11 protein-coding genes and 1 riboswitch are annotated in these 12,526 nt (G+C 56.0%); of the genes, 2 read left to right on the top strand and 9 right to left on the bottom strand.

The genetic code is table 11. From position 1 onward, the window contains the following. The 7 genes from SRBAKS_RS09435 to SRBAKS_RS09405 all read right to left on the bottom strand — a co-directional run bounded on the left by SRBAKS_RS09435 (position 1) and on the right by SRBAKS_RS09405 (position 6,645). Complete coding sequence (locus SRBAKS_RS09435) at positions 1-456, bottom strand: RT0821/Lpp0805 family surface protein (RefSeq protein WP_229590623.1); 456 nt, start codon at positions 454-456, stop codon at positions 1-3. Positions 457-736: 280 nt separating this feature from the next. Further along, positions 737-1,444 (bottom strand): MotE family protein, encoded by a 708-nt coding sequence (locus tag SRBAKS_RS09430; RefSeq protein WP_229590622.1) that lies wholly within the window; start codon positions 1,442-1,444, stop codon positions 737-739. Then, positions 1,368-1,808, bottom strand: coding sequence for a flagellar export protein FliJ (gene fliJ, locus SRBAKS_RS09425; RefSeq protein ID WP_229590621.1), 441 nt, complete (start codon positions 1,806-1,808; stop codon positions 1,368-1,370). The genes SRBAKS_RS09430 and fliJ overlap by 77 nt, the downstream gene beginning before the upstream one ends. A gap of 26 nt (positions 1,809-1,834) precedes the next feature. Next, positions 1,835-2,008 carry a hypothetical protein gene (locus SRBAKS_RS09420; protein ID WP_229590620.1) on the bottom strand — a complete coding sequence of 58 codons (174 nt, stop codon included), beginning with the start codon at positions 2,006-2,008 and terminating at the stop codon, positions 1,835-1,837. 86 nt (positions 2,009-2,094) lie between these two features. Continuing rightward, positions 2,095-3,432, bottom strand: a complete 1,338-nt coding sequence (locus tag SRBAKS_RS09415; RefSeq protein WP_229590619.1) for a hypothetical protein — start codon at positions 3,430-3,432, stop codon at positions 2,095-2,097. A gap of 119 nt (positions 3,433-3,551) precedes the next feature. Then, a complete protein-coding gene (locus SRBAKS_RS09410; protein WP_229590618.1) occupies positions 3,552-4,739 on the bottom strand; it encodes a DNA polymerase IV in 1,188 nt (395 codons plus the stop codon). 907 nt (positions 4,740-5,646) lie between these two features. Beyond that, positions 5,647-6,645, bottom strand: a complete 999-nt coding sequence (locus tag SRBAKS_RS09405; protein ID WP_229590617.1) for an HD-GYP domain-containing protein — start codon at positions 6,643-6,645, stop codon at positions 5,647-5,649. 66 nt (positions 6,646-6,711) lie between these two features. Further along, positions 6,712-6,786, bottom strand: a riboswitch (cyclic di-GMP riboswitch). 198 nt (positions 6,787-6,984) lie between these two features. Between SRBAKS_RS09405 and uvrA the strand changes: the two genes are divergently transcribed. Then, positions 6,985-9,750, top strand: coding sequence for an excinuclease ABC subunit UvrA (gene uvrA, locus SRBAKS_RS09400; RefSeq protein WP_229590616.1), 2,766 nt, complete (start codon positions 6,985-6,987; stop codon positions 9,748-9,750). 684 nt (positions 9,751-10,434) lie between these two features. Here the strand turns inward: uvrA and SRBAKS_RS09395 are convergent. Then, positions 10,435-10,830: a 3D domain-containing protein gene (locus SRBAKS_RS09395; RefSeq protein WP_229590615.1), complete on the bottom strand. Its 396-nt coding sequence runs from the start codon at positions 10,828-10,830 to the stop codon at positions 10,435-10,437. A 108-nt stretch (positions 10,831-10,938) separates the two neighbouring features. Between SRBAKS_RS09395 and SRBAKS_RS09390 the strand changes: the two genes are divergently transcribed. Beyond that, entirely contained in the window at positions 10,939-11,736 is a 798-nt protein-coding gene (locus SRBAKS_RS09390; RefSeq protein ID WP_229590614.1) for a substrate-binding periplasmic protein, read from the top strand. On the opposite strand, the gene SRBAKS_RS09385 is transcribed toward SRBAKS_RS09390, so the two are convergent. Then, the gene (locus SRBAKS_RS09385; protein WP_229590613.1) at positions 11,737-12,453 is read right to left on the bottom strand and encodes a glutamine amidotransferase; all 717 of its coding nucleotides are present in this window, start codon (positions 12,451-12,453) and stop codon (positions 11,737-11,739) included. It abuts the gene before it with no gap. Between the last annotated feature and the right edge of the window lie 73 nt (positions 12,454-12,526).

Genomic DNA, 12,526 nt, shown 5'->3' with positions numbered 1-12,526 from the left:
CTACTGGACCAGCTGCCAGGAGCCGTCGGGCTGCCTGTAGGCCTTGGCGTAGACGGTCTCCATCTCGCCGTTTGCCATGCGGGCGCGCAGGGTCACGTCGCGTTCAATGCGGCCGCTGTGCGGGTCCTGGCGGGGCGGTTCAGGCACTGCCTGGTACTGCATGCGGGTGTCCGGGTTGGTCCACTGACGGGTCTGGCCCGAAGGTACGGTTTCCAGTGTGTTGGAGACCTGGCTCCGGTCATAGGAATCCATCTTTTCCATTTCGTTGCCGACAATATAGCCGACCAGCAAGCCTGCGCCGGCACCGATGGCCGCGCCGGAGATCTTGTTCTTGAAGGTCAATGCGCCTACCGTGGCTCCGGCCAGTGAGCCGAGTGCAGCGGTGTTTTGCGCCTTGGTGGTCTGACATCCTGCCATAAGAGCAACCGTCAACAATAAAGCGATAAGAGTCCTCATATGTTTCTCCTCCTTTGGCCAGTCCCGGTCATATCCAAATGAAGGAGCCGGTGGCCGTGTGTTCATGCTATGACATGAGCAACGAGCATGCCGAAGAAAAGTTGATTGATATATTTGAATTTTTGATTTTTACTCACACGGATTGCGCGCAAATTGCGCACCCGAACGCAAGAATTGTTCGTGAAAGGTTGCCGGCGCCTCAACGCCTCGGCTATGTACGGCATGAAAAAGGGCGGCTCCCAATGGAACCGCCCTGTGTAAATCGTTAGTGTACTGGCTGTTAGTTGCCGTTATTAAACGGAATCTGTAATTTGGTGAGCGCCTCGGACAGTTTGGCCGCCTTTTTGGCTTCCACAAAAGAGAGCAGTTCGCCAGCCTGACGGCCACGCATGCCGGACAGCACCTTGACGGCCAGGTCTTCATCCATGGATTGGAGAATTTCAGCGGCCTTTTTGGCCTTGGTGTTGGAGAGCATGTCAACCAGCTGCTTGACGCGCTTGTCCTTGATCTGTTTGGCCTCGTCGAGCATCTGCTTGATCTCGCCGTGAAGCTTTTGCACCTTGACGGATTCGGCGTTGATGGCCGCTTCCATTTCCTTGAGATTGCGCTCCTTGATGGCCAGTTCCTCTTCCTTGCGTTTGAGGGCCTTCCACTCATCGGGCAGATCCTGCTCGGTACGGGGAGGCGTGGCCTTGTCGGCTTCGGCTTCGGCCTCGGCAGCACGGTTGGCCTCGGAGTCGGCCTTGTCCGCGATGGGAGTGGTGGGTTCGGCGTCATCCGCTGCCACGGCTGTGCTCGGAAAACCGTCAGGCAAGACGGCGTTGGCCATCTTGAGCGTCAGGGAATCGACACTGAGCATGCCGAACACAGTGAGCTTGAGCAGGGCCAGAAAGACGAGGCTGACAAGGATTCTAGAAATCTTGAGATTCGTACCGAAGCGTTGCCATTTCGTCGTTTTCTTTCTCTTCGCGGGCGCTTTCTTCTTCATGATGCTTCTTGGCTTGCGTTTGTTTGAGCTTCTCCAGGAGCTTCTTCTCCTTGGAGCGTTCCACGGCCTGTGTACGGCACCGTTGCAATTTAAGTTCCAAACTATTCAAATCCATATGAGCAACGGAGATGTCCTGCTCCAGGGCTTCCTTGTACTGCCGCCACAGCCACATGTCGTTGGAGCTGCTTCGAGAGCGCTCTTCCTTGTGCATGTGCGCGGCCAGACAATCCTTCAGGTCGTTCACGACCTCGGCCTGGGCATCGCGTGCGGCCTTTGCCTGGGTTAGTGCGGCTTTTGCCTGTTCTTCAAGCTGCTCACGGTAGTCGAGCACCTTGTCGAGTTTGAAATCAAAACGCTTGGACATGCATGTTCCCGGTTAAAAGTGCCAGCCTATTTTGTCATCTGGAGCGGGTTGCCGGCCAGCCCACAGTAGCCGAGTTCCTTGGCTTCATCGGTCCAGCGCCACATCATACACATGGACACCTGACACATTTTCATTTTGTCATCATGGGTTTTCAGCAACGGGCAGAACAGAAATTTCGCATCAGTAGCACTTACCAGCATGGGATTCTCCTTGGAAAAAATAAAACGGCGTGACGAAATCTCGTCACGCCGTCTGTATACCGTGCATTGCGGAATCTTGCCAGTGATTAGCCCTCCGGGATGATTTCGCTCTGGATACCGGCGTCTTTCGCTGTTTCCAGCGGGACGACAACCTTTTCCACATCTTCCTCGACAGGCACTTCCGTTACGGCCTGCACCGGTACGGGCGCGGAGCCGACACTGACCAGGGTTTCCATGCCGAGCAGGCTCTTCAGTTTTTCCAGTGCGAGCAGGGATCGGCGAGACTTGTTATCAAGCACATTCAAATAATCGCCATTCTCAATAATCTCTGCGTAGTCATTTGTTTCGAGCTTCGGGTTGCTCTTGAATCGTGCTTCGAAATTGACGGAGTACTCTTTCATGAGTTTTTCCATGTCGGCTTCCGTCAGTTGAGCCACTTCCTTCATGGCGGTTGCCACCATGTCGGGGGTCAGGTTGGTGGACTCCATGACCTTGGCGAAACTCCGTGCGTACCGCAGGGTGCCGTCATAGATATGGCTCCGCTTGACCACGTTCAATCCAGCCCAACCGGCCTTGAGCCACTTGAACAGAAAGACCGTTGTGGTGGGAGCGCCGGTCAAATCCTCGACATAGACCTGCACCGAACCGGAGGCATAGGTAAAGGTGTCCATCCAGCCGATCATGCCCTTGTTCAAGCCGGGAATGCCGGAGTAGAAGTAATCCCACTCCTGATCGTTGAGAATGGCGCCCTTGCGGCCCACATCGGATTTGTCCGCCTGCTCGGTCACTGAAATCAGTATCCGCTTGTCGCGGTAAGTGCACAGGATCATCAGGCGGTTCAGGTCATAGAGGTAATAGGCTTCGGCAAAAGAGTCCGGAGCGGTCATTTCATATTCCTTGCCGCGGACAATGATCGGGGTGGCCAGATTGTCCAGCTCTTCCCACATGCCCTTGTCGCGGGCCAGGAATTCACTGCCTTCACGCCAGCCGGACTGCGCCAGCACAGCGGGGCACAAGAGGAAATTCGGAATTTCGGGGTTGTAGAAGAAGCGGAGGATACGTTCCAGGTCGGTGGAGACCTGACGGCGCAGGCAAATTCCCTTGCCCCCGAATCGCTTGGCGGGTTCTATGTCCTTGGGGTCACCGGGGGTATCCATGACAAAATCAAGCATGTCCTGAATCTGGGCCATGTCAAAGGCAGGCCCTTTTTTCTGGAGCACGGCGTACAGGTGGTCAATGCTTTTCTCCACGGTAGGAGCCAGCGGGTCAGGCTTGACCGACAGGTTGACCTCCATGAGTCCCTTGACTTCTTCGTCTTCAGCCTGGGCAGGTACAACACAAAGAACAGACAGGACACACAGGCTCAAAAAGACTGTCGCCATGAGATTTAAAGCGGACAATATATTGATATTATTGTTTTTCATGTGTTTCAATAGTTGAGTTAAACTCGTGGGTTATAGGTTATTGTATTTTCCCTTCAGGTACTATGTAGTAATGTTCATCAGGTTTGGCAAGGGTGAACGAAATAATGCACAAAGCGGTACTATTTATCTGAATTGTTGGGGCTTTTCTTGAACTCAATGAGTTCGGCCCTGGCCACGGCTTTGCCGCCGAATTTCTGACGGACCGCGTCCACAGCCTTGTCCAGCTCGCTGGTGGCTTCCACTGCATGCGGCTCTTCCTCAAATAAATTCACCTGTCTGGTGCGTGCTGTGAAGTTGGAGACACCGACTCCGATGAGGCGCACGGCACGGCGTAACTCAAGCTTTTGTAGAAGATCGCAGGCAGTTTCAAAAATACGTGTCGTATTGTCGGTGCGGCCATCCAGACTTCGTGAGCGGGTGATCTGTTTGAAGTCCGCATATTTCACTTTCAACGTCACGGTGCGGCCCTTGTATCCGTGTCGACGCAGGTCTTCGCCGACCCGTTCGGATTGCGCCAGCAGCCATTTCTTGAGCACTACGCGGTCCGTTGTGTCCTCGTGAAACGTGTTCTCGGCGCTACAACTCTTTGCCTGTTCGGACGGGGTCACGAGGTTCGGGTCAATGCCGCGCGCACGGTCATGGAGTGCGCCGCCATATTTGCCCAGGCGTTCCTGCCAGTATTCGCGATCCCGTTGCAGAATATCCCCGCAGGTCTGCACACCCAGCCGGTGCAGTATTTCCAGCAGTTTTTTGCCCACGCCAGGGATTTTCTTTACGGGCAGCGCTTGGAGGAAATCGTGTATCTGTTCATGGCGAATGATGTAGACGCCGTTTGGTTTGTCCATGTCCGAAGCGATCTTGGCCAGAAAGCGAACCGGAGCCGCGCCCACGGAGCAGGTCAGGCCGGTGACCTCCTCCATGCGTGTCTTGATGCGGTGGCAGACCGCATCAATGGGACCGAACAGCCGCTCCAGTCCGGTGCCATCCAGATAGGCTTCATCCACGCTTGCCTGTTCGATGGTGGGTGAGAACTCGGCCAGCACACCCATGGCCATGCGGGAAATCTCCTTGTATCGCTTCATGCGTCCCGGAACCAGGATGATATCCGGGCAGAGCTGGCGCGCCTTGACCACGGACATGGCCGAACGCACGCCGAACTTGCGTACTTCGTAGCTGGCGGCAGAGACCACACTTCGATCGGAAGTGCCGCCCACTGCCACGGGTTTGCCGCGCAGTTCGGGGTTGTCGAGTTGTTCCACGGACGCGAAAAAGGCGTCCATGTCGATGTGGAGAATCCATGGTTGCATGATCTTAAAAGTGTATCGTATTGAGGGTCGGTTTGTCACCCAAAGGGGGGAGGGGGAGTGCTTCGAGCAGCAGGCCTTTAAGAGTAAAGGAATGCCGCTTTTGGCGGCCATGAAGAGTGGAAGATGCGCTCCTGCGGAGCGAGAGTCACTCTTGGGTGCGTGCCGCACCCAACTTGTTCCATGCCCTTCGCGGGCGGCGGTCTCTTTTTGGGGAGCAAAAAGAGACGCAAAAAGCTCCTTGCGCTAGTTTGCCCGCCCAAGGTTTGACGGCAAGAATCTGATCAACTCGGGACGGCTCCAGGCCAGAGTAATAAAAGGCAGTCCTTTTCGTGATTCGCCGGGGTGAGTTGGTGCATTCTTATCACCTTACCGGAGCCGCCGTCCCTTCGTTGTCAGCTTCTAAGCCTTGCAAACAGGGCTAAGCTAGAGCGAATTGAGCAGACTGCATTCGGTATCTCTGGTTGCCCAATAGGTTGCCGACAGCCTAAAAATCTACGCCTCCCACACCAAAAGTGCATTTTCTTCAACGATGGGCAATCGGAAGCGAACCTTAGAGCCTGTCCCGGGCGACGCAGCGTAGCCCGACCGAGTTTGCGTCGCAGACATCCTGTCGGGCAGTGCAGTCGCCTACAGGCTCTTGGGTACGCTTCCTCGCTCACACCCCAAAAAGCGTTTTTTGCCTCCTTTTTGCCGCTTCGCAAAAAGCAGGTCGCCGTAAAGGCGAAATCTATTAAATAAATTTAGATTGAACTCTCACCGCGTAGCGCGCAAACCATAAAGAGCACATATCCACCGCGTAGCGCACACAACCAACAACCTTACTAGAACTCCATTTTCAACAAAAAGAGCAGGTCGACCTTTTGTCGACCTGCTCTGTATCTTCTTCTAAAAAAGGCAGACACAAGAACTACGTCAAATTTGCCTTTGCCAAAATGGCGATAAGCCGCTTCAACATCTCCTGATCATACGAACTGCGCATGGATTTGATATGCGTCAAAGCCTCAAAAGGCGTCTTTTTCCGTCCATCAACACCGCGTGTGAGGTTATCATACTCATTACATATAGAGAGTATCTTCACATAGGTCGGCAGCATGCTGCCCGTGGAGCCGGAAGGATACCCCAGGCCGTCTTCGCGTTCGTGGTGGAACAGAATACATTGCAATGTCTCCTGCGGCAGCGGCAGCGACGAGCACAACCCGACCCCAAGGGCGGGGTGCGACTTGATGAGGTCCTGATCCCTGCGGCTCAACGTGTCAAAGCGTTTGCGGAACAGCTCCGGTGGCAGCTCCAGCTTGCCGATATCGTGGAAAATGGCGCCCAGGCCCACAGCGACCATCAGGTCGGAATTGTCCTTTACGATAGTGCCCAGGGTGGTGATGGTCAGCACCATGACCGCGATGCCGTGCTTGAACAGTTCGTCACCGTCCTTGATGAACCGGGCCATCTCCTTGAGCGCATCCTCGCGGGCCAGAAATTTGAGCGAATTGGAGATGAGCGACTGGATGCGCTTGAACTGGCGCTTGTCTATGGGGGCGGGCAGGCTGGTGTCAAAAGCCTCCTTGGCCAGTGAGACCGTGGCGTCATGCCAGACCCGCGCGCGTTCCTTCACCGGGATGGATTCGTCGTTCAGCAGCTCCAGGATATTCTCCTGAAGATAGCTCATGTACTGGCTGTAGTCCGTGCCCTCAATGTAGAGGTAATCCACATCCAGCATGGCCAGTCTGGCCTTGTGTTCTTCTGTGAAAAGTTCGCCGCGTTCTGCGTACAATACAACCCTGTTGTCCTGTTTCAGATAGAGCGAAAAGCCGCCCACGCGAGATGGGATGACCATATATGGAGAGACCTTGAACAAGGTGACCTGCTTCTTTGTGTTGTTGCCGTTGCCGGCCGGTGCTGTGCTACCCATGATTCCTCCTTGATGGAATGCAGGTTGCCCGAGCAGGTAGAGGCCCATGAGGGGCTTCTGAGGTGCTGTGGTAACCCGGCTTCCCCCTGGGGGCCCGTGGCTTTCCGTCCCTGCCTCGCGACAGGTTTGGCTTTGTCTATCCAGTAGATATACTCTGTGAATGAGGACCTGTAAACCCTGAGCCCTGTGCTGTCGCACAGACAGGCGTTGTTTTTTTATGGCGGGAATACCGTGTCCGGAATGGACTGTGGCGGATATGGAAGGTGACCTGTCTGGATTGTCGCCATCATTTTTCCCTTTACGTCTTGCCTTGCAACTAAGAATGATTACTCTCCGTGGATGACCAAAACCGCAGATAAAAATTCGATTCATATAGAAGGTGCCCGGCACCACAATCTGAAAGACCTGACCCTTGATATCCCCCGCGACGAGCTTGTTGTCGTGTGTGGTCCGTCCGGGTCGGGCAAGTCCACGCTTGCCTTTGACATCGTTTATGCCGAAGGCCAGCGCCGCTATGTGGAGTCGCTCTCCGCCTACGCCCGTCAGTTCCTGCCTCAGATGGACAAGCCGGACGTGGACAAGGTCGAGGGGCTTTCCCCGGCCATCTCCCTGGAGCAGCAGACAGCCACCCGCAACCCGCGTTCCACCGTGGGGACGGTTACCGAGATTTACGACTTCCTGCGCGTCTTCTTTGCCCGGCTTGGCAAGTTCTACTGTCCCAAGTGCGGCAAGCCCATCGAGGCCCAGACCACGGACGAGATCGTCAACACCATTCTCGGCATGGAGACCGGCACCAAGTTCATGCTGCTCGCGCCACTGGTGGAACACCAGAAAGGCACGCACAAGGATCTCTTTGCCAAGCTCAAGAAAGACGGGTTCGTGCGTGTGCGCATAGGCGGCACCATGTATACGCTGGATGAGGTGCCGGAACTGGAAAAGCACAAGAAGCACACCATTGATCTGGTGGTGGACCGGCTGGTCCTCAAGGACGGCATCAAAAAACGGCTGGGCGATTCCGTGGAGCTGGCCCTGGGGTTGGGTGACGAGCGGCTCATCGTAAGCGTGGTGGGCGGCGATACTCCCGGCGACATTGTCATGTCCACGCTCTCCACCTGTCCGTCGTGCAAGATTTCCATGCCGCGCCTTTCCCCGCAGCTTTTCTCCTTCAACTCGCCGCAAGGCGCCTGCCCGACCTGTAACGGCATCGGGTCCGTGGAGTATTTCGAGCCGGACCTCATCTCGCCCAACAAGGGCCTTACCCTGAACAACGGCGGTGTCATTCCTTGGAAGAACGCCACCCGCCAGCGGCAATACGGGCCGAAACTCAAGAAGCTGGGTGAACACCACGGTTTCACCATGGACACTCCGCTTGAGCAATTTTCCGACGAGGCATGGGACGCCCTCTTCTACGGCTGCCCGCAATCCAATTGGCAGGGCGTAGTGCCTATCCTTGAATATGGTCAGCTTCAGTCCGGAGTATGGGATCACTGGTCCGCCCGATTCCAGCAGTCCCGTCCGTGCCCGGACTGTGAAGGCGCACGCCTTAAGCCCGAGGCGCTGGCCGTGCGCGTGGGCGACAAGAACATGCATGAGTTCGCGTCCATGTCCATTCAGCGGGCGCTCGACTGGCTCAACGCACTCGATTTCTCCGGCGCCGACACCCTGATCTCCGAGCCGTTGCTCAAGGAACTGACCCACCGACTCGGGTTCATGGTCAATGTCGGTCTCGAATATCTCTCCCTTGGCCGGAACATGGGCACTCTCTCCGGCGGTGAGGCCCAGCGCATTCGTCTCGCCTCACAGCTCGGGTCCGGGCTGGTGGGCGTGACCTATGTGCTCGACGAACCGTCCATCGGACTGCATCCCCGTGACAATCAGCGGCTTCTGGATACCCTCCGCTCCCTGCAGGCGCGGGGCAACACCGTGCTCGTGGTCGAGCATGACGAGCCGACCATTCGCGAGGCGGATCACGTCATTGAAATCGGCCCAAGTTCCGGCTGGCTCGGCGGGGAAATCGTGTTTCAGGGGCCTGTCGACAAGTTGCTCAAGGCTGATTCCCTGACCGGCAAGTACCTGCGCGGCGACATGTTCATCGCGCCGCCGGAAACTCGCCGCACGGCCAAGGATGCCGTCACCATCCGGCAGGTCGAGACCAACAATCTCAAGAATCTCGACGTGGAAATTCCATTGGGGGTCATGACCTGCGTAACCGGCGTGTCCGGGTCCGGCAAGTCCTCGCTTGTCGTGGATTCCATGTACAAGCACTTGCTGTTGCATCGTGGGCAAAAGGCCAACAACCCCGGCAAGATCGGCGGCATAGACGGACTCGACAAGATCGAGAAAGTCATCTCCATCGACCAGTCGCCCATTGGCCGCACACCGCGATCCAACCCGGCCACTTACACCAAGATTTTTGATGAAATCCGCAAGATCTTTGCCGGGTCCAAGGAGGCCCGCAAGCGCGGGTATCAGCCGGGAAGGTTCTCTTTCAATGTCAAGGGCGGGCGCTGTGAAGCGTGCAAGGGCGACGGGCAAATCCGCGTTGAAATGCATTTCCTCCCGGATGTCTACGTGACCTGTGAAGCCTGCAAGGGCAAGCGCTACAATTCCCAGACGCTTGAAGTGGAATACAAAGGCAAGAATATCGCCGATGTACTCGCCATGACCGTGCGGCAGGCCCGCGAGTTCTTTGCCAACCATCCGCCGCTCATGCGCAAGCTCGACGTGCTCGCCCAGGTCGGGCTTGAATATCTCCAGCTCGGCCAGCCAGCCACCACGCTCTCGGGCGGTGAGGCCCAGCGTATCAAAATATCCCGTGAACTTGGCAAGCGCAGTCTGCCCGGCGCGCTCTATATTCTTGATGAGCCGACCACCGGTCTGCACATGCACGAGGTCGGCAAGCTCATCCGCGTGCTGCACGCATTGGTCGACAAGAACGCCACCGTCATTGTCATCGAGCACAACACAGACGTCATTATGGCCTCGGATCACGTGCTTGATCTCGGGCCCGGCGGAGGCGAGCATGGCGGCCAGATAGTCGCCAGCGGGACGCCCGAAGATATCATCGCCAACCCCGACAGTGTGACCGGCAAGTTCTTAACCTAGAGGGGGGTCTCCGGCGGCCTCGCAGGGGCGCTCCTTCGGAGAGACCAGGGCGCTGCCCTGGACCCGCTCAAGGCCGAGGGCCTTGAGAATCCCATTGCCCGTCTGCGACGGGATGTTTCATAACGCGAAAGCCCGATGTGAGAACATCGGGCTTTCGCGTTGTCGGGCGGGGGAGGGGGGGAGAGAAATAGTACTGAGGTGTCCGAGAATTGCTTCTAATGCCCTCTAGCCACGGACTGGACCGTAACTCACCAGATGCGCAAGTCGTTAGTTTTAACTCTTAGCTTCTTGGACACAGCTGGTGAAGGTCGTCCAGAGGTGATGAAATCAAAACAGTACCATTGAACAAGTAGATACAGGCGATGGCCGATCATGCCACCCAGTAAAAAACCTAATGGGGGAAACCAGCTATGCGAATAAACGTACCCCCCCCCCAGCCATTAGCCCCTCTTTCGTTTAGAAGCTGACAGATCGGAAGCTGCGGCTCATTCGCATCACGGCAGAGTGTGTTAGCGCTTAACTTGATGCGGGAGCAGCCCGATCTGATCAGATTCTTAGCGAAAGTGGGGAGGCGGATAAGCTAGGAAAGCGAGTTTTTTTGGTTCTTTTTTGGGGCGGTTCAGCCAAAAAAGAACCCCGCCGGGAGGGCAATAAAAAAAGTTGGAGTCGCGTCAGCGACGACTCCTATCTCCAATAAATAACAGCCTTCTGCTCTCCGAATTCGCGGGCCGCCTGCACGTCTTTGCCGAAATAGATGTCGATGCGGCGTTTAAACCGGCTATTCATCTTGTCCATCACTACATAGGGTTCGTCGAATCCTTCAATGTAGACTTCGGTCTGGTTGGTCAGGCCCTCGGAGATGAGGTCGCGGGAGACCGCTATGACTTTCATGCCGGGCTTGAGACGGTTGTTCCAGGCCGCCCGGTTCGGGGTGGAATCGGTCTGGGCTCGGGTGGAATTGTAGGCTGTGACCGTCACTTCCAGGCTATGCCAGAATAGTCGGTTGGGCTGGCTCATCGCCATGCCCAGGAGGATGACCAGTCCGGCCACGGCCAGGGGAAGAAAAAATTGTTTCAGCATAGTATAATACTACGCGGGCGGACGTGGTTCGGCAAGTCGTGATGGTTTGATCGGTCGGCCCGTAATATTTTTTGCCATAACGTACCTTTTGGCGTATGAATACACATAATGACACAAGTATCTTTCATGTCATTTCAGTCGTCCCGAGGTGGACGGACAGGCAACTTCAGAAAATGGAAAGGCTTACCCCTTTCTCTTCTGGCGTTGGCACTGCTGTTGTGCATGGGAGCACCCTGCGCCGCCCAAAAGACATACCGTATCAGCTATTCTCCAGAGGCCGAAATTCATGTCCTTGCCCAGCAGAGGATCAAGGACGTATATGAGCGGGCCGGACTGGCCGTGGAGTTCGTTCCCATGCCCCACAAACGGTCCATCCACTCCGTTGTCGATGGCACCGTGGACGGTGAAGCCGGACGCATTGCGGGCCTGGAAAACAAATACCCCAGTCTCCACCGTGTTAAGGTCAAGCTGATTGACCTGATCGGAGCGGCCTATGTGATGGAAGACTCCCCCCTCACGCGTTACAGCGAGGAATTGCTGGATACCGTCCGGGTAGGCGCGATCTTTGGGGTGCAGTGGTCAAAAAATGAATTGGACGGACATAGTGCTGAAATAGTTGGTGATTACTATCAGCTCTTCGGCATGTTGGTTGAAAAGCGAGTGGACATGGTGCTGGGAAACACGCTCAGCATTGAGGCTGTACTCCGGAAAGAGGAAAACCGGAGACACCACCTTCGCAAACTGAAACCACTGGTTTTCTGTGAGCCTCTCTATCACTATGTGAACGAGAAAAACGCGCACCTTGTTCCGCTGTTGGAAAAGGCCCTGCGGGAATTATGGGAAGAGGACCGTTGGGGCGAAAGATTCTGCGTCCAGGACAAGACCGACTCCGCACCGAAAAACTGATCACCGGTTCCGGCAATACTCCACGAATTTCACCAGCAATGACGTTGACTCCGGTGTCTCGTAAATGGATGCGCGTACGGCAGCCGCATCCCCGCCTTTTTCGGTGATTGTTTCGCTGAGTTGATCCACCTCATCAAGCAAGGCCGCGGCATCAAATTCCGGGTGAAACTGCACACCCCAGGCGTGGGGACCGACCCTGAAGGATTGGTGGGCATCGTGTGCGCTGGTCGCGAGCAGAACGGCCTCATGCGGTAACTTCAGCGCGGTCTGGGAGTGAGTGACATGAGCCGAAAAACCGGGAGCGAGTCCGCCCAGCAGCGGGTCGGCCGCGCCATCTTCCGTCAGGGTGACAGGCACTGTGCCGATTTCCAACCCCTTGGGGTGGTACCCTGCCTTGCCTCCAAGCGCATCGGCCATGAGCTGGTGGCCGAAACATATCCCCAGCATAGGGGTGCCTGCGGTCAGGGTTTCGCGTACCCACGCGGCGGTGGTGTGAATCCATGGGGTGTCATCCGTGACCATTTCGTGGGAGCCTGTGATGACCGCGCCGAGGATATCGTCGGGGGAGGGCAAAGGTTCATCCTTTTGCACGTCCACGCACAGACAATCATCAAGTTCGAGGCCCATGCCTTCAGCAGTCCAGTGCTCGAAATCACCCTCTTTCCCTGGCACAGGCTCCAATGCGCCGCCTGTCTTGATGATCAGAAATTTTTTCATATTTGTCCTACAAAAATGTCGGTAAGTTGTTGTGTTAAAGGAAGTATGTTGCACACTTGGGCGGCTGTCAATC

The organism is Pseudodesulfovibrio sediminis (assembly GCF_020886695.1).
In the GTDB taxonomy this organism is placed as follows: Bacteria; Desulfobacterota; Desulfovibrionia; order Desulfovibrionales; family Desulfovibrionaceae; genus Pseudodesulfovibrio; species Pseudodesulfovibrio sediminis.
The sequence above is the reverse complement of the archived record's forward strand: the minus strand, read 5'-3'. Positions and strand labels throughout refer to the sequence as shown.